General features: G+C 65.1%; 10 protein-coding genes and 1 pseudogene. 9 read left to right on the forward strand and 2 right to left on the reverse strand.

Going from position 1 to position 19,170, the window contains the following annotated elements; genetic code table 11:
- Positions 1-63 precede the first annotated feature (63 nt).
- The 5 genes and pseudogenes from AB0H00_RS12630 to AB0H00_RS12650 all read left to right on the forward strand — a co-directional run bounded on the left by AB0H00_RS12630 (position 64) and on the right by AB0H00_RS12650 (position 12,524).
- Complete coding sequence (locus AB0H00_RS12630) at positions 64-8,586, forward strand: amino acid adenylation domain-containing protein (protein WP_357265056.1); 8,523 nt, start codon at positions 64-66, stop codon at positions 8,584-8,586.
- A 468-nt stretch (positions 8,587-9,054) separates the two neighbouring features.
- Positions 9,055-9,762 (forward strand): annotated as a pseudogene (locus AB0H00_RS12635) (DUF4158 domain-containing protein); the annotation flags it as partial.
- 59 nt (positions 9,763-9,821) lie between these two features.
- A complete protein-coding gene (locus AB0H00_RS12640) occupies positions 9,822-10,700 on the forward strand; it encodes a Tn3 family transposase (RefSeq protein WP_357265058.1) in 879 nt (292 codons plus the stop codon).
- 236 nt (positions 10,701-10,936) lie between these two features.
- Positions 10,937-11,593 carry a TetR/AcrR family transcriptional regulator gene (locus tag AB0H00_RS12645; RefSeq protein WP_357265060.1) on the forward strand — a complete coding sequence of 219 codons (657 nt, stop codon included), beginning with the start codon at positions 10,937-10,939 and terminating at the stop codon, positions 11,591-11,593.
- Between the two features lie 40 nt (positions 11,594-11,633).
- Positions 11,634-12,524, forward strand: a complete 891-nt coding sequence (locus AB0H00_RS12650) for an alpha/beta hydrolase (protein WP_357265062.1) — start codon at positions 11,634-11,636, stop codon at positions 12,522-12,524.
- A gap of 173 nt (positions 12,525-12,697) precedes the next feature.
- On the opposite strand, the gene AB0H00_RS12655 is transcribed toward AB0H00_RS12650, so the two are convergent.
- Positions 12,698-13,120, reverse strand: a complete 423-nt coding sequence (locus AB0H00_RS12655; protein ID WP_357265064.1) for a recombinase family protein — start codon at positions 13,118-13,120, stop codon at positions 12,698-12,700.
- Positions 13,121-13,713: 593 nt separating this feature from the next.
- On the opposite strand from AB0H00_RS12655, the gene AB0H00_RS12660 reads away from it, so the two are divergent.
- From AB0H00_RS12660 to AB0H00_RS12675, 4 genes are all read left to right on the forward strand, one after another.
- Positions 13,714-13,866 carry a hypothetical protein gene (locus AB0H00_RS12660; RefSeq protein WP_357265108.1) on the forward strand — a complete coding sequence of 51 codons (153 nt, stop codon included), beginning with the start codon at positions 13,714-13,716 and terminating at the stop codon, positions 13,864-13,866.
- A gap of 390 nt (positions 13,867-14,256) precedes the next feature.
- Positions 14,257-15,087: an alpha/beta hydrolase gene (locus tag AB0H00_RS12665; protein WP_357265066.1), complete on the forward strand. Its 831-nt coding sequence runs from the start codon at positions 14,257-14,259 to the stop codon at positions 15,085-15,087.
- 70 nt (positions 15,088-15,157) lie between these two features.
- Positions 15,158-16,918 (forward strand): non-ribosomal peptide synthetase, encoded by a 1,761-nt coding sequence (locus AB0H00_RS12670; RefSeq protein ID WP_357265067.1) that lies wholly within the window; start codon positions 15,158-15,160, stop codon positions 16,916-16,918.
- Positions 16,919-16,925: 7 nt separating this feature from the next.
- The gene (locus AB0H00_RS12675) at positions 16,926-18,146 is read left to right on the forward strand and encodes a cytochrome P450 (protein WP_357265069.1); all 1,221 of its coding nucleotides are present in this window, start codon (positions 16,926-16,928) and stop codon (positions 18,144-18,146) included.
- A gap of 87 nt (positions 18,147-18,233) precedes the next feature.
- Here AB0H00_RS12675 and AB0H00_RS12680 read toward each other — a convergent pair whose 3' ends face one another.
- The gene (locus AB0H00_RS12680) at positions 18,234-19,070 is read right to left on the reverse strand and encodes an aminoglycoside adenylyltransferase domain-containing protein (protein WP_357265071.1); all 837 of its coding nucleotides are present in this window, start codon (positions 19,068-19,070) and stop codon (positions 18,234-18,236) included.
- Between the last annotated feature and the right edge of the window lie 100 nt (positions 19,071-19,170).

Below are 19,170 nucleotides of genomic sequence, written 5' to 3' on the forward strand. Positions count from 1 at the left end.
CAGTAGTTAACTTGCGGTAACTACCCGGGGTAGCTACGGCGCGGTCAGGATGAAGGTCTCGTCATGCAACAGTCTTCCGCTCCACCGATCGACACCGGTATCGGTTTGCTCGAGGGGGCGTTCCCGCTGTCGTCAGCGCAGCGCGGAATCTGGTTTGCTCAGCACATCGCGGGCGATATCCCGATCTCCATCGCCCAGTACGTCGACCTGGCCGGTCGGATCGACCTCGACCGGCTGGCACCGGCGGCACGCCAGGCAGGACGCGAGTTCGGCACTGGCTATCTGCGACTGGTCGACATTGATGGCCATCCATTCCAGTGCGTCGACCCCACTCTGGACGACAGTGCGCGGATCGTGGATTTCCGGGGTGAACCCGACCCCGTGGCCGCCGCGCACGCCTGGATGCGCGACGAATACTCGGCACCCCTCGATCTGATGAGTGATCGGCTGGTCTGCGTCGTCATGCTGCGTATCGCCGACGACCACTGGTTCTTGTACTGGCGGATTCATCACATCGTGCTGGACGGCATGGGCGTGTCGACCATGGCACAGCGTACCGGCGAGCTCTACACCGCGGCGATCGAGGGAAGGCAGCCTCCCGCCGCACAAGCCGAGAACCTCAGGAAGATCGTCGACGCCGATCTAGCGTACCGCAGCTCCGACCGCTTCGCGGCCGACCGGGAGTACTGGCTCCGGCACCTCGACGGGATGGCCGACCCGGTGAGCCTCGCGGGCCGCAACGCCAACGTCGACGCGCACCCGAGCCGCGTCGAGGGCACGCTGGCGCAGGACGCGGCGGAGTTGCTGGAGACGGTCGCGAAGACGGCCTCCTCCGGTGTGGCCCCCACGTTGGTCGCCGCGTTCGGCGCCTATCTCGCCGCGACGACCGGTGCACCAGAGGTGGTATTGAGCCTGCCGGTTTCTGCGCGCACGACGGCGATCATGCGGCGCTCCGGCGGCATGATCGCCAACGTCGTCCCGCTGCGACTCACGCTGGACCCGACCACGACCGTCGCCGAGGTGATCAGTGCCGCGCAACGTGAGCTGACCGGCGCGCTGCGGCGGCAGCGGTACCGTCAGGAGGACATCTTCCGCGACCTCGGCTGGCCGATGGATGAGGTCGCGTCGTTCGGTCCGTCGGTGAACCTGATGATGGTCGACACCAGAGTCCAGCTCGGCGCGGTCACGGGACAAGCGCATGTCTTGACCGCAGGGCTGATCGACGACCTGTATGTCAATCTGTATCCCGGTGTGGGCGGTGAGAGCACACGCATCGATTTCCAGGGCAACGCGAACCTGTACAGCGACACCGAATTGGCCGCGCACCACAGCCGGTTCCTTCGGTTCCTGCACCGGTTCCTCACTGCCGGACCGGACGCGGCGCTGTCGACGGTGCCTGTCGTGTCCGACGACGAGCTGGCCGAGCTGACACCGGCACGTGGACCGGCGGGCGTCCCGCCCCGGACGCTGCCCGAAATCCTTACCGCCGGTGCGAAGCTCGACCCTGAGGCGATCGCTGTTCGCAGCGGCGCGACCAGCCTGACCTACCGCCGGGCCGACGAATACACCAACCGACTCGCGCGCGTCCTGATCGCCTCCGGTGCCAGGCCGGAACACAGTGTGGCGATATCGATTCCGCGCTCGATCGAGTCCGAGCTCGCGATGCTCGCGGTGGCCAAAACGGGCGCCGCCTTCCTGCCGATCGATCCGACCTATCCCGCCGACCGGATCGAGCACATGGTCGGCGACAGCGGGGTGGTCGGCGGGGTGACTGTGGCGGCCGCGCGAAAGTCGCTGCCGGACCAGGTGAACTGGCTGATCCTCGATGAGGAGGCAACCGGCCGGAGCATCGCCGAGCAGGACGCGGCACCGGTCGACGACACCACGCGGCGTGCCGCGGTGCACCTGGATCAGGTCGCGTACATCATCTACACCTCGGGATCGACCGGATTACCCAAAGGCGTGCTGGTCTCGCATCGGGGATTGGCAAATCTGGTCGCGAGTTCCGGTCGCCGGTTCGGCATCGGTGCCGGTTCCGTGATGGCACACGCAGTTTCGCCGAGTTTCGACATCTCGATCGAGGAGACACTGGTCACCTTCGCCGCCGGTGCGACGCTTGCTGTCGTCCCGCCGTCGGCGTACGCGGGCGAGGAGATGGCGGAAGTCCTCCGCGCGCACCACGTCACCCATCTCAATGTCACGCCGGCAGTCGTGGAATCTCTCGACCCGGCGACACTACCCGACCTGCGCACCGTCATTGTCGGTGGCGACGCCTGCCCAACCGACCTGGTAACCAAGTGGTCCGACCGTGTTCTTCTCAACGGATACGGGCCCACCGAAACCACTGTCACGGTGACGTTGAGCGACGCGTTGACACCAGCCGCGCCGGTCACCATCGGTGGCCTCGTTCGCGGCGTCTCCGCGGTCGTGCTCGATCCATGGTTGCGTCCAGTGGCTCTGGGCGTAATCGGTGAGCTGTATCTCGCCGGTGCCGGCGTGGCGCGCGGCTACCATCAGCGCAACAGCCTCACCGCAGGCCGATTCGTCGCGAATCCGTACGCGTACGGCGAGCGAATGTACCGCACCGGAGACTTGGCGCGCTGGACCAAGAGTTCCGGCAGGTTGGAGCTGGACTATCATGGCCGCATTGACTTCCAGGTGAAGGTGCGCGGCTTCCGTATCGAGCTCGGCGAGATCGACGCCGCCCTGCAACGACACCCGGACATCGACTTCGCGATCACCGTCGGCGCCCAGACCGACTCCGGGGCCACCGCGCTCGCATCCTACGTTCTTCCCAAGCCGGGTGCCGTGGTGCATCCGGAAGCACTGAAAGCGGCTGCGGGTGAATCGCTTCCGTCCTACATGGTGCCGGCCGCGGTCGTGTTGCTGGATAGCATCCCACTGACACCGCTGGGCAAGGTGGATCGTAAGGCGCTGCCCGAACCTGATTTCGGTGCCCACGCGTACATGAGCCGAGCGCCCTCGACTCCGCGCGAGGAGGTGCTGGCCGCGTTATTCGCCGAGGTTCTCGGGCTGGACTCGGTGGGCGTCGACGAGAGCTTCTTCGCACTCGGCGGCGACAGCATCGTGTCCATCCAACTGGTCTCGAGGGCGAAGAGCGCCGGGATCGGCTTCAGCGCACGGGATGTGTTCGAGCGCAAGACCGTTGCCGCGCTGGCCGCGGCGGCCGGGGAAGTGCGTGCCGAGTTGGTACACGAGCTGCCCGGCGGCGGCGTCGGTGTCGTCGAGCTCACGCCGATCGTGCATGCGATGCTGAAGCAGGGAAGTACCTGGCGCCGGTGCAGCCAGGCCGTCTTGATCGGTCTCCCGGCGGGCGTCGACCGCGCCCGGCTCGTCGCGGCCGTGCAAGCACTACTCGACCACCACGACCTGCTGCGCTGCTCTTTGCGGAACGCCGAACACGGCTGGGAATGGGTTGTCGCCGAGCCTGGTTCGGTCGAAGCAGACACTCTGGTGGATGTCGTGACAACAAGTCCCGACGTGGACCAGACCTGCGAACACGAATTGCAGCGTGCCGCCGACCTGATCGACCCCGAAAACGGAATCGTCGCGCGCTTCGTGCTGATCGAACGAGCGGACGCCGATCCCCTGTGCTGGCTGGTGCTGCACCACCTCGTGACCGACGGCGTCTCGTGGCGCAACCTGCTGCCGGATCTGGCGACCGCGGCCATGGGCGGCGCCCTCGCTCCAGTCGGCACCTCGTTCCGACGTTGGGCGCACGGACAGCTCGAGCACGCGGCCGGACGCAGTGGCGAACTGCCCGTCTGGCAACACATCCTGACCACGCCCGATCCGCCGATCGGCACGGGCACCCTGAATCCGGCCGTCGACGTCGTCGCCACCATGGCGACCTGGCAGACCACCGTCGCGTCGGACGTCGCGAACACAGTACTCACCACAGCGCCGGACCGGTTCCACTGCAGCGCCGACGATGTGCTGCTAGCCGGGCTTGCGATGGCGGTGAGCCGCTGGCGCGACCGAAGGTCAGCGCTGTTCACGCTGGAGGGCCACGGGCGCGCGGAGGCCATCCTGCCCGGCGCCGATGTCGCGCGCACGGTGGGCTGGTTCACCAGCGTGTATCCGGTGGCCGTCGATCTGACGGACATCGACCTCGGCGACGCGTTCGCCGGCGGCCCCGCGGCGGGCGCCGCGATCAAATCCACAAAGGAACAGCTGCGCGCGGTGCCGGACAAGGGCATCGGCTTCGGCTTGCTGCGCTATCTGAACGCCGAGACCGCCGATGCGCTGGTGGACGCGCCGACCCCGCAGCTCAGCTTCAACTATCTGGGCCGATCGGCAACCGGCGGCGCAACCGGAGCCTGGCTGCCACGACGCTTCGCGGCAACACAGGATGACCGAGCGCCGTTGGCCGCGGTCGTCGACATCAACGCCGTGTTGACCGACACCGGCTTGGAAGTGACCTGGGCCTACGCTTCCCGGCTGCTCGATGCGGCCGACGTCGGAGAACTCGCCGAACTCTGGGCGGACGCGCTGCGCGCTCTGGGCGACCACGCCAGGACCGTGGGCGCGGGCGGGCACACGCCGTCCGACTTCGACCTCGTGCCGGTGACCCAGCGACAGATCGACGCGTGGGAGCGCGCCTACCCGAATCTTGCCGATGTATGGCCGCTCTCACCCCTGCAGTACGGCCTGTTCTTCCACGCGCTGTACGACCCCGACACCGCCGACGGCTACACGGTGCAGTCGCTGCTCACCCTGGCGGGCACCGTCGACGCCACGCGATTCCGCACCGCCGCGCAGGCAGTGGTGGCACGGCACGACAACCTACGGGTCGCCTTCGCGGAAACCGGCGACGGGCCCCGCCAACTCGTCCTGACCGACGCCGACATCCGCTGGCAGGAGATCGACCTCACCGGAATAGCCGATGCCGGGGAGCGGCAGCGGGAGCTCGACCGGGTGATCACCCTGGACGCGAGGACCCGATTCGATCTGACCTGTCCTCCGCTGGTGCGTTGCACGCTCGTGCGTACCGCCACCGACCGGTACCGGTTCGTGCTGACCAATCATCACCTTGTGCTGGACGGCTGGTCGACGCCGCTGCTGGTGCGCGAGTTACTGACGCTGTATGTCACCTCGGGCGACGCCTCCACGCTGCCGTCCGCGCACTCCTACCGCAGGTTTCTGTCCTGGCTGCGCGAGCAAGACTATGCCGCGTCGACCGCCGAATGGGCGCAATACCTGGCCGGCATCGACACCCCGACACGGGCAGTCCCGACACGGGCCGGGATGGGCTCGATCGAGAGCGCGATGGTGTCGGCCGACCTGTCCCAGGACACGGCCGACCGATTGGAAACGGTCGCGCGCGATTCAGGCACCACAGCCAATACGATTGTGCAGGCAGGCTGGGCGATGCTGCTGGCAATGCTCACCGGCCGAACCGATGTGGTGTTCGGCGCAACGGTGTCCGGTAGGCCACCGGCACTGGCCGGTGTCGAAGAAATGGTCGGGCTGTTCATCAATACGCTGCCGGTGCGCGTGCGGCTCGATCCCACCGAGAAGGTGGTCGACCTTCTGGCCCGCCTGCAGAGCGAGCAGGCGCGGCTGATGGACCACCAACATGTCGGGCTCACCGCCATCCATCAGGCCGTGGGACTCGCCGAATTGTTCGACACGCTCACCGTTTTCGAATCCTACCCGATCGACCGGGAAGCGTTGTCGAAGCCGCTCGACATCGCGGGGATGAGGGTGATCGACGTCGAAGGCGCCGACGCAACACCATATCCGCTGAACCTGATGGTTATTCCACTCCGCGGCAGCGATGGGCACAACACGCTGCGGATCACCCTGAAGTTCCTGGCCGACCAGCTGGACCACGCGGCAGCCGGGCCCATGCTCGATCGCTTCGTTTGGTTGCTGACACAGCTCGTCGGCAACCCACGCGCCCTGGTCTCCCAGCTGCAGTACTGCGACGGCGAGGAACGCGCTGCCCTGCTGCCCGTTCGCGGACCGGAGCCCGTGTCACCCCAGACCCTGCCTGAGATTTTCTGCGCCGGAGCGCAGATCGACCGCGACGCCATCGCGGTGAGCGCGGGCGAACTGACGGTCTCCTACGGCGAAATCGACGCCTGGTCCAACCGCCTCGCCCGAGTCCTGCTACGCCGAGGTGTCCGACGGGAGGTGTCCGTCGTGCTCGCCCTCACTCGGTCGCTGGAATCAGTGGTGGCGGTATGGGCGCTGGCCAAGACGGGCGCGGCCTTCGCACCACTGGATCCCCACTATCCGGTCGAGCGGATCGAGCACATGCTCACCGACTCGAAGGCGCCGATCGGCGTGACTGTCACGGTGATCGGCGAGACCTTGCCGGACACCATCGACTGGCTGCTGCTCGATGACCTCGAGACGATTCGACGCGTCAGGACGGCCTCCGATGCGCCCATCACCGACGAGGAGCGCGGCGGCCCCATCCATATCGATCAGACGGCATACCTGATCTATACCTCGGGCTCCGCCGGCAAGCCGAAAGCTGTGCTGCTCAGCCATCGTGGCGTGGCGAATCTGGTCGCGGCCCAACAGCAGTCACTCGGGCTGGATCCGACGGCCTGCACGCTGCATGTGGCCTCACCGAGCTTCGACGCGTCGGTCTCCGAGCTGCTGGCCGCGCATGGGGCCGGCGGCAGGCTCGTGGTCTCGCCGCCGGATGTCTACGGTGGCCCCGACCTGGATCGGCTGCTGCGCACCGAACGAGTCACCCACGCGGTGGTCACGCCATCGGCGCTGGCGACGATGGACCCCACCGGCCTCGACCACCTGCGGGTGCTCGCTGTGGCAGGCGAGGCCGCGACGCCGGAATTGATCGAGCGGTGGTCGACCGGGCGGCGAATGGTGAACCTGTACGGTCCGACGGAGTTCAGCATCTGGGCGACCGGGCCCGCGGAACTCGTCGCGGGCGAACCGATCACCATCGGCGGGCCGATCCGCGGTGCCGCCGGTATGGTGCTCGATACCTGGTTGCGCCCGGTGCCCGTCGGCGTCGCGGGTGAACTGTATCTGGCCGGTCCCGCGCTCGCACGCGGCTACTTCAACCGATTCGAGATGACCGCGGGTCGATTCGTCGCCGACCCCTACGGCGAGCCGGGCGAGCGGATGTATCGCACCGGCGACATGGTGCGCTGGGTCCCCGGGCACGGCGGCGCGTACGAGCTGGAGTACCTGGACCGCAGCGACTTCCAGGTCAAGATCCGCGGCCTACGGATCGAACTCGGCGAGATCGATACCGTGCTGTCGCGCGACGAACAGGTCGAATATGCGGTGACGATCGGCCGCGCCGGACCGGCAGGGGCAACTGTGCCGGTGTCATACGTACTGCCTGCCCAGGGCGTCGAGCTCGACATCGCACATTTGCGCGCCGTCGCGGCCGATACCCTGCCCGCGTATATGGTTCCGTCCGCCTTCGTCGTGCTGGATGCGATCCCCCTCAACGCGGTCGGCAAGCTCGATCGGGCAGCGCTGCCGACACCGGAATTCACGGCCGAGCAGACCGAGTACCGAGCACCCTCGACACCGACTGAGGAAATTCTCGCCGCCATCTACGCGGATCTACTCGGTCTCGATAAGGTCGGTGCCGACGATTCCTTCTTCGCCCTCGGCGGCGACAGCATCATCACCATCCAGCTCGTTTCCAGGGCAAGGCAGCAGGGCATCGACTGCACCCCGCTGCAGGTGTTCGAGCACCACACCGTCGCCGCACTAGCCGCGGCCGCCGACACCGCAGCCCTCGCGGTCGACCCCGTACCCGGCGCATTCGGGCTCGACGGAGTGTTGCCGATCCGGCCCGGCGGCACCGAACCGGCGCTTTTCTGCATCCACCCGTCGTCCGGGTTGTCATGGAGTTACCTGGGATTCGCGGACACACTGGCACCAGGTAGACCAATCTATGGACTGCAGGCACCGGACCTGGGGGGCCACCAAGCACCGGCACGCTCGATCGAGGAGTTCGCCGATCGGTACATCCGCGAGATCCGCGCCGTGCAGCCCACCGGGCCGTACCACCTGCTCGGGTGGTCGTTCGGCGGACTCATCGCGCACGCGATGGCGGCGAAGCTGAAGGACGCCGGCGATCCCGTCGGCGTCCTCACGCTGCTGGACACCGATACCGCTGACATCGACGGTAACAGCATCGAGTGGCTCAGCGCGGGCGCCTTCGTCAATACTTTCGGCCCGATCTTCGGTATCCACGATGTGCCTGCTGAGGCGTCCGCACAGGAGGCCGCCGATCTTCTTCGTGCACGGCTGGGCGGTGTTTCGCTCTTCGACTCAGGCACCGTCGAGCGGATGGCCCGGTCGTACAACGCAGGGGTGCGGGCCAGAACGGGATACCAGCGTCCCGTATTCGACGGCGACATCGTGTATTTCAGCGCTACCGTCGACACCTCGGACATCTTCGGTCCGGCCGGCTGGCGGCGCTATGTTACCGGCGAAATCATCAACCACGACATCGACGTCACCCACGACGAACTGACCGCCCCACACGTGCTGCCGATCATCGCGCGCATACTGGACGAACATTTGGCAGGTCGAGGACGAGTTTCGAACAAGGAGTCGTAGACGCCACGAGGCGGGACTGGACGGTATCGTGCATGGTGTGGCGGACCGGGGGATCGAATTCAAGCCGGATGCGGATGACCCTAAGCGGGTAAAGCTGACCAGGGGCTTACCGCAAGGGGTTTCACGGGCAGAGATCACCTTTCGTGTAGAAGGCGGCGGCCTCAGAAGCACGCAGGTGGTACGACGTTCCGAAGCGGAGTTCGCGCATCTTCGGACTGCCGTCGACAACGTGTACGAAGGCCCGTGGGGCGAAGCGAAAGGACTGTCGCTGACGGAAGGGGTGCCAGTAAGAATCGTGGCACCTGGTACATGAAGCTGTCGTAAAAGCGGCCCGGTGCTGGTCGGTGTCGGATAGCTTGCCGCGCGTGATGAGGGAGCTGGACCAGGACGAGCTGATCGACAGATGGACGTTGCTCGGTAAGGAACCGGAATTGGTTACCACCAAGTTGAGGTGCTGCGAAGCTCGGATTCGGGCTGATGCTGCGGTTCTATACCGAGCGGGGCCGGTTTCCGCGAGGGCGGTCTGAAATCCCTGATGCCGCAGTCGATTACATCGCGCGCCAGGTAGATGTGGAACGAACCGAGATCGCGTTCTACGACTTCACCGGCCGTACAAGTAAAGCACACCGAGCGCAGATCCGGGAATCGCTGGGGTTTCGGGAATGCAGTGTCGGCGACGCCGACGAGATCGTCGGGTGGCTGGTCGAGCACGTCACCCAGCGCGAGCGCAGCGGCGAACGAGTGCGGGAACACCTGCTTGCACGCCTGCGCGAGGTGAAGGTGAAGCCGCCCACGGCCGGCCGGATAGAGAGGATGGTCCGTTCGGCGCTGCACCGCGGTGAGGAGATACTGTTCGCGCAGGTCAGCACCAAACTGCCGGAGCCAGTCAGAACACGACTGCTGGCACTGATCGCGCCGCTCGGCAGCGGCGGGGAAACATCGGACGGTGACGCTGAGGACGGGCGAGCGGTCTTGGCGGCGATCCGGTCGGATCCGGGCAACGTCAGCCTGAACACGATACTCACCGAAATCGGCAAGCTGGAGGCGGTACGTGCGGTCGGAGTACCGGGTGATGTGTTCGCCGACGTCGGGCCGAAGATCCTGACCGGCTGGCGTGGGCGCGCGGCGGTGGAATCACCGAGCCTCTGCGCGATCATCCACTCGAAACGCAGCTGACCCTGCTGGCAGCATTGCTGTGTTGTCGGAGGCGGGAGATCACCGACACCTTGGTCGAGTTGCTCAATTCCACGGTGCACCGGATCAACGCCCGCGCGGAGGTGCGGGTTACCAACGAGCTGATCAAGGAGTTCAAGCGGGTCACCGGCAAGGAGAACCTGCTGTTCAAGGCGGCCGAGGCGACGGGCGACACGGGCGACAAACTGGTGCGCGACACGGTGTTCCCGGTCGCGCCGCAGGGTGTGTTGCGGGATCTGGTGGCCGAGTTCAAATCATCGGGGCCGACGTATCAGCGCACGGTGAAGGCCACACTGCGCTCGTCCTACACCAACCACTACCGGGCCGGGCTGATCAAGCTGCTGTCGGTGCTAGATTTCCGCAGCAACAACAGCACGCACCGGCCGGTACTCGACGCTCTCGAACTGATCAGCAGGTACGCGGGCACGAGCTTGCGCTACTACCCGGCCGGCGACGAGGTGCCGGTGCATCGGGGCGTGAGCGGGGACTGGGCGGAGCTGGTGCATCAGGTGGACAAGCACGGAACCCAGCGGGTGGTGCGGATGGTGTACGAGCCGCCACGTTCCAGGCTCTGCGGGATCAGTTGCGGTGCAAGGAAATCTGGGTTGTCGGTGCCGAGAAGTGGCGCAACCCCGCCGAGGATCTGCCGACCGATTCTCATCTACTACGGGAAAACGTCCGAGATCGTGTCCAACCGGCGCGATGAGCAGGAGATGAGCGTGTTGTGCCTGTGCATCTGCCAGGCCGCCCTCGTCTATGTCAACGTCCTGATGATCCAGGACATCCTCGCCGACCCGGAATGGGACGGCGGACTCACCGCCGAGGACGAACGCGGCCTGACCCCGCTGTTCTGGTCGCATGTACTGCCCTACGGTGAGGTCAAGCTCAACATGAACTCCCGGCTCGCGCTCGGTGGATAGGTAACCAGGTGCCGCGACTTCATGGAGGGCACCCGGTGGTAGCCGGGTCGTTGACGTCCGGCGTGGCGAGATGGCCGGTGATGGCCGCCGATGTGGCGAGCACCGTGCAGAACAGGCGCACGGCTGCTATTGGTGGGCTCTGGACTGCCCAAAAACAACGAAGTTCGGGTTTGGTCCTTTTCGGTATGACCGCCGATCGATTGATGTCGAGTTGGTGCCCTGATACGGTACGGAACGTGTCGTTTCGTAATGAGCGCTCCGCGGATCCGGCCACTGGGGTGCGTACCGGACGGCCTCGGGATCGAGTGCGCGAGGTCGAGATTCTCGCGTGCGTGTTGGAACTGCTTGGCGAGATCGGTTATGACGCGTTGACGTTCGAGGCGGTCGCGCGTCGTGCTCGGGCGTCGAAGGCGACGCTGTACAGGCGCTGGGAGACCAAGCGTCACATGGTGGTCGCCGCCGTCAAGGCCGGCCCCGCGTCCGGCAACTCGGCTGACGCGGTGGATACCGGCTCCCTGCGGGGAGACTTGATCGCTTTGTGCGAACGGCTCGACACCACCATGCGCTCAGCCGACGCGACAATGAGCCTGATGCTGCTCCAAGCGGGCCTGGAAGACCCCGACTTGTGCCGCCATATCGAAGAAGCGACCGGACCGACCGGGGCCAAACTGCCCGCATCGGTGATGTCTGCGGCCATCGGCCGCGGAGAGCTACCAGTGGGCGCGCAACCGTTCCCCTACGAGGAAATCACCGGGTCCGTGCTGCTTCTACGCAGGCTGAACGGGCTTCCTGCAGGACCTGAGTACCTGGCACATCTGGTCGACACCATCCTGATTCCCGCTCTGCGAGCAAGCGTGAGACCCGAACCGCCGCTGCGGGCCATCTTCTCCTGACGACACATTTCTCTACCCAACCAACGAAAGGTGCACGCCCATGACGGGCACGACGATCGACGGCTTCGACTACCGACAGCTCCCCGGGGAAGGCGGTGTCCATCTGAATGTCGCCGCCGGCGGTGACGGCCAACCCATCGTCTTGTTGCACGGCTTCCCGCAAACTCACCTCATGTGGCGGCACGTCGCCCGTGAACTCGCCGAGCGGTACACGGTTATCGTGCCCGACCTGCGTGGCTACGGCGCGAGCGACAAACCCGAAGAAACGACCCCGGACACCTACTCGAAGCGGACCATGGCGCACGACATCGTCAATATCGCGCGCGAAATCGGATACGAACAGTTCAGCCTGATCGGCCATGACCGCGGCGCTCTGGTCGGGGTCCGGGCCGCGCTCGACCACCCGGAGAAGATCACCCACTTGGGGATCCTGGATGTCCTGCCAACCATGGATACCTGGGACGTGCTCCACGGCGTCGAGGCAGCGGTCGCCTGGCACCTGTATCTGATGGCGCAACCAAAAGGCTTGCCCGAGAGGATGATCGAAGCAGTCGCCGAAGACTTCTTCAGCTCGTTCCTCGACGCCTGGGACCCCAGCGGAACCACATTCCCACCACACATACGCCAGCACTACATCGACAGTTCCACGCGCGCTGTACCGTCCATCGTTGCCGACTACCGCGCCACAGCCGGCATGGACCTCGAGATGGACCGAGCCGACCGAAAAGCAGGCACCCAGTTGGCCATGCCCGTGGGAGTGATCTCCCAGGACTGGGGGACGCGCCTCGGATTCGACGCATCCGCCCTCTGGCAGCAATGGGCCCCGACCGCCACTTACCAGCCGATCGATGCCGGCCACTTCATGGCAGAGGAAAAGCCCGTGGACGTCACCGCCTTCATCCAGGAATTGGTACAACGCACGCCCGCATAAGTTGCCAACCTCGAAGAACCTTCAATCGACGACCCGAGCCTCGGCAGGGTCACCCCATCCGTAACTCAGCGCCTGCGTTGGACCTGCATCTGGGCTTGGGATGATCTCGGCCCGTTGATCTTCCGGCGCGCGTTGGTTGTGAACCTCGCTGGCGCGGAAGCCTGACTTTGACGTCACTTGCTCTTCTGGGCCGCATCGTGCTCGCCGCGGTCGAGGTGGCGGTAGATGGTTTTGCGTGACATCCCGAAGGTTTCGGCAATCTGGGTGAGGGTGTATTTGCGTTTGCCGGAGGTGTCGCGCTCGTCGTACATCTCCCGCGCCTCGAGTACCTGCAGCTCTGTCAGCGCCGGTGGTCGGCCTCCAGATCGTCCGCGGGCCCGGGCCGATTCCAGGCCCTCGAGGGTGCCCTCGCTGATCAGGTCCGCAGTCATCTCGTCCATGGCGGCGATGACGTGGAACAAGAACCGACCGGCCGGGGTGATGGTGTCGATGCCCTGTTTGAGCACGATCAAATCGATTCCACGCTCATCGAGCTGGGCGGCGAGCTCGGTCATATGCCGCACCGACCGGAACGGGCGCGACAACCGCGTGACCACCAGCTCGTCGCCGCGACGCAGATGCTCGAAACACTTGTCCTACTCCGGACGGCGCGCCAGCTTGCCAGACGCATTGTCCACCCAGATCCGTTCGCACCCCGCAGCGTGAGCGCATCGATCTGGGAGTCGTCTTTCTGCCCACGTGTGGACACCCGCGCATACTCGAACCGGCCCATGCCCCGAACTGTCCCATAAAGGGCCGACATGTCCAGTTCTGTCCTGTAGATATCGCACACGGGTTATGCCTCATTTTGGGCGCATCGCGAGCTGAGGGTTCCCGATTGCGGCACGGTCGGCTTGCGGTGGGACAAATACGATCGTTTCCGCCCACTCTGGCTGCGGTCGACACATCACCGTTCGCATCCGAAGTACGGGGCCGACCGGGGCGGCGACGCTTCATGTACCAGGTGACACGATTCTTACCGGCACCCCCGGAAGCCGGACGCTACATAGCTCACGCCCAAGAACGAATAATGCTGAGAGAAAACGAGATTCGTCATAGGCGCGAGTCCGTTGACCTGACTTGCCCATGGTGTGAACGGCAACGGACCTACATCGGCGTTCTCGGTTTCATCACCGGACATACCGGCCTGATGTCCGACCATCCGAGTGAGTGGGGCCAGCAGGTTGTCGAACAACACGCCTACCGATGCGATCAGTGCGGCTCCATGATGTTCTTCGCCGACGGTTTCCTGGCCCATCCCTTGCCTGGCCGGACGACCATCGACGAGCGCACTCCCGATTGACTCGGCGGCGTTACCTTTCGTGTCGTCGACCTGGGCAACTCATTCCCGCTGATGGGGGCCTCGCGGTACGCACATCGGCCTCGGTCCACGCGCACCGACCGGATGCCCAGTCGGTAGGCGTGCTCGAGTTCTTTGATGGTGCCGATGCCGGCAACCATCTGGACGACGGTCGTTGTCGGTAGGAGCGGGCGCAGACAGCACCCGCTTGGCAACCATCGCGCTACCCGCGAGCTGATCGCGGCGAGTTCGGCACACATGCACAACCGATCACCACCTCCCATTGTTGAGAATTCGAGGCCGATGGGCGCACCGCATCACTTGCTACTTTCCGCGCGGGAGTCGGCCTCGGCGACTCATCGGGCCCACGGACCAGGTGGTACTCACAAGCACATGTCAATAGCGATCGTCAATGGAATACGGTTGAGCTACCATATGGCCGGCGAAGGGCCGTTGGTTCTGCTGATCATGGGAAGCGGCAGTCCGGGCCGAGCGTGGCGGACCTACCAGGTGCCCGCCCTCGTACAGGCCGGATTCCGTGTCGCGACGCTCGACAACCGTGGGATCGCCCCGTCCGAGGAGAGTGCCGACGGCATCACCATCGACGATCTAGTGGCCGATTCGGCTGCATTGATTGAGTATTTGGGCACACCTGCGCATGTCGTGGGCACCTCGCTCGGTGCACTCGTGGCGCAGGAACTGGCCCTCGAGCGTCCCGAACTGATAGATCACGCGGTGATGATGGCGACGGCGGGTCGCCCACATCCGATGCTGCTCGCGCTCAATGCCGGCGAGCGCGCACTCTATGACGAGAATGTCCGACTGCCACCCCGATACGGTGCAGCCATCAAGGCAACACTCCATCTGTCACCCCACACCCTCGAAGACCCCGCAGCGGCCCAACACTGGCTCGACATGTTCGAGTTCTCGGCCTCGGCGACGGCAGCGCCCGGCGTGCGGGCGCAGCTCGGCATCGACTACTCGCGCAATCGACTCCCCGACTACACGCGGATCACTACGCCCAGCTTGATTATCGGATTCTCCGACGATCTGCTCGCGCCGCCGAAGTACTGCCGGGAAGTTGCCGCAGCGATACCCGACGCCCGCTATGCCGAAATCGACCGGTGCGGCCATCTCGGCTACCTCGAGCGGCCCGAGGAAGTCAATCGCGTGGTGATCGACTTCCTATCCGGCCGGATACGCCAGGATCATGATCGCCTGTAACCCCTAAGCTATTCCCATTTCTGGTGGTGATGTAATGCGCCAGGCTAGTCGCTCGCTTACAGTCACGACCGTGCAAACACCTGATGAGGTGCCGCTCCAACCACCGAATCGGACCTGGTTGCAACGGCTGGACGAACGAGCTTTCGGTGTGGCGCACGAGGTTGCGCTGACAAGTAGCCAGTTAACGGTGACATACCAAGATCTAGATCACTGGATCGGTCGAATCTGCCGGGAATTGACCAAAGTCGGTGTCGCCAAATCGGATTCGGTTGCCGTAGTGGTCCCACACAGACGCGATCCCCACACGACCGCAGCGATGTTGGCGATCTGGCGACTCGGCGCGGTATACGTACCACTCGCCGCGGATCAGCCCCAGGAACGAAAGCGATCGATGCTCGCGGTGTGCGCGGTTCGGGTAGCGCTGCTCGTGCCAGGACATCCACCGCCGGTGCTGCCGGAAGAGCTCGTCACGGTGCCGATCCCGCCACCCGAATCCGCCGACACCACAGCACAGGTTCTCCCGATGTACCCCGCCATCGACCCGGACGACCTCGCCTATGTGATCTTCACCTCCGGCTCCTCGGGCGCACCGAAAGGTGTCGCCGTGCCGCACCGAGGCATCTCAGCCATGGCGGACGCCACCGCGGCGGCACTCGAACTCGGGCCCGGCGCACGCATGCTGCAATTCGCACCGGCTTCCTTCGATGCCTCGATCGCGGAAATCACCTCGACGCTCGGCGCAGGAGCAACGGCGGTATTCGCCGCGCACGATCAGCTGATCGACGGGGTTGGCATCGCCGAAGTCATTGTCGCGGAACGCATCAGCCACGCGATCATGGTGCCATCCGTGCTCGCGGCGATACCGGAGCACCGGATGCCACCTGGACTGCGACTCATCATCGCGGGCGAGTCGGCGAGCTCGGCCGTGGTCGAGGAGTGGACCGTACGGCACCATCTCATCAATTCCTATGGCCCGACCGAAACCACCGTGTGCGCCACAATCAGCGATCCGCTGGTCGGTTCGCGGCTGCCCATCCCGATCGGCCGCGCCATCGAGGGCACCACTCTGCGGATCGTCAGCGACGACGGCGCCGGCTCAGAGCCCGGTGCCGCAGGCGAGCTGTGGATCGGGGGGCTCGGGGTGGCGCGCGGATACGTGGGATCGCCACTGGAGACAGCCGCCGCGTTCGTCGACGACCCGGTGACCGGTCAAAGGTTCTATCGCTCTGGCGATCTCGTCCGGCAGCTGTCCGATGGGCAGCTCGAATTTCTCGGGCGGATGGACCGGCGCATCAAGTTGCGTGGTCGTCGCATCGAGCCGGGCGAGATCGAAACCATCGCGCTGCGCTGCCCCGGTGTCCGCCAGTCGGCGGTGGTAGCAACCGACACCCAACTGGTCTGCTGTGTCGTGGTCGACGGTGCGACCAGTGCGAGCGAGATCCGCGGTTTCCTTGCCGAACACCTGCCCGGCCATCTGCTGCCCGATCGCGTCGAGACCCTGATCCGAATGCCGCGTACGCCACACGGAAAGATCGATTACACTGCGGTGGCAGAATCGGTCCGACGGCCCGGCTCGAGTCGCACCGCGCCGGAGACGATGACACCGGTGGAGCGGAGGCTGTGCGAACTGTTCGCGGAAACCCTGAGCCTGCCCGAGTTTCACCCCGCAGAAAGCTTCTTCGATCTCGGCGGCGAATCCATGGAAGCCGCAAAGCTCGCCCGACGGATCCGCACCGTCCTCGGTGTGGAGATGACGATGCGCATGTTGCTCGACGCCCCATCGCCCGCGCAATTGGCCCCGCTGCTGCCGATTTCGGAATCGGGTTGGTGACCAGAGGATGACCACGCTGTTCCGGTCGACGAGCCAGGATGACATGCAGGTGTGGGATCTCACCGAACCGACAACACACTTGCGAGCGGATATAGCGGAATTCTGGCGCAACCGACGCCGTCGGCAGCCTGTCTTCTGGCACGACAGTGCGCCCGACCACCCCGGATTCTGGGTTGTCTGCGGCTACGACCCCGCGGTGACCATTTACCGCGACAGCAAACGGTTCACCTCGCAACGAGGCAACGTCTTGCTCACCTTGCTGGCAGGCCGGGACAATGCGGCGGGCAAAATGCTCGCAGTGACGGACCCGCCCCGGCACACCCGGTTGCGTCGGCTGATGACAGCGGCGCTGACACGAACCGCGGTGCGCGCGCTGGCACCCCGCATTCAGGAACACACCAGGCGATTGCTGACGGAGTGGTCGGGTTCGGGCAGTTTCGATTTCGCGGAAGAGATCGCCTCCCGTATCCCGATCTGGACCATCTGCGATCTGCTCGGCATTCCGGACAGCGAACACGACGTGCTGGTCTCGTTGACCAAGCAGGCCCTCAGCTCCGCAGACGCCGCGCAGTCGGCTGTCGCGGCTTCGGCAGCGCGCCAGGAGATATTGCTCTGCCTGCTCGACCAGGTGGAAGCCCAGCGGCGACACCCGGCGAACGGCCTGATCACCGCACTGATCGGCGAGGAATTCGAGGATGCGCCGCTGTCGGACGACCAGATCGTCACCAACTGCTACAGCATCATTCTCGGTGGCGACGAGACGAGCCGGCTTACGATGATCAACGCGGTATACGCGTTCGCCGAAGATCCGCGACTGTGGGATCGATTCAAGGAAGCCGAGGACATGGGCGCCGCGGTCGAAGAGGTCATCAGATGCTTCGCCCCCACAATGCATTTCGGAAGGGTTGCGAACACCGACGTGGAGATACACGGCGCGCGGATCACGGCGGGAGAAATCGTCACGATGTGGAACGTCTCCGCGAACCGGGACGAGACCCGATTCTCCGATCCTGATGCGGTGTTGTTCGATCGAAAGCCCAATCCCCATCTGGCATTCGGGTACGGCGCCCACTTTTGCGTCGGCGCACACCTGGCCCGCTTGGAGATTGCCATCGTGCTGGACGAGATGCGGCGCTCAGCCCGAACCGTCGTCTCCAAGGGCACACCACAACCGTTGCATTCGAACTTTCTGCACGGGTATGCCACCTTGCCGATCGAGTTCGGATAGCCAGGGCGTGGATTCGCCGATTCGCCGGCAACGCCTCCTCCACGCCGGCACAGCCGTACCGCTCGGCCAACTCCCGTGGCCATGCCCCTACGGGGTCAGGTCAGTGGCTGAGTGCTCCGGCCATGGTGCGGTTGTTTCGGCGGCGGTTTCTTCAACACATTCGCGTACCCAGAGGAGGAATTTCCGCACGTCGGCGGTGGGTAGCGGGAGTGCTGCCGTGCGAGGACGCTGGAAGCTGCGTAATCCGGTTTCGATGAGAGGTTGGAAATCGTTCTCGGCCATGGCGATCATCTGTGCGGCTTTGCGCTTGGCCAGCCATCGGCCCGTGCGGCAGAACGCTACCGAGCGGCAGCCGTTGAGCACCTGGTTGTCGGTCAGGTGGCCTTCCCCATTGGTGTGCTCACGAACCGAAGCCAGAATCGCGGCAAACACGTCGCGGCGTGTAGGTGGTGCAATAACCTGCCGCACTGGGCTCCCATATAGGAGACGGCCGGTCTGATGGGCGATGGAGCGATCGATGACGTACCAGAAGGCCGGTGATTCCGTCGAATCGAAGCTGGCGCGGTTCGACAGCAGCGGGCCGGTGTTGAGATCCAGGAGATATCCGGCCTCATCGGACGGACGAACGACGAAGTCCGAGTCGTAAACCACCAGCTCCAGCCCGGCCGCGGGGCAGGGCAGAGCGGGATGGGCGAGTGATTCGGCCAGTGTGCGCACAGCTTGGCCGGGAAGCGCCGGGTCGACTACTACCGTCACATCGACGTCGCTGCGCCTGTGCCGATAGTCCTCGAGTGCGATGGACCCGACCGCGAAGACGCTGACGAGATGAGGCCCGCAGACGGCGCGGATGCGCTGAACGAGGTCTGCCAGGTATGGACGCAACTCGGCGGGCAGGGATTGTGGGTCCACGAGGGTGCCGGTCATGGGGTCAGTATTCAGGATCTGGCACAAATTTGGTGATCGCGGATCCCGGGTTATTCACTCGCTCAACAGGATTCGCTTTCGGAGGAGGTCGGTCTTCGCT

This window comes from Nocardia sp. NPDC023852 (genome assembly GCF_040639505.1).
Lineage (GTDB): Bacteria > Actinomycetota > Actinomycetes > Mycobacteriales > Mycobacteriaceae > Nocardia.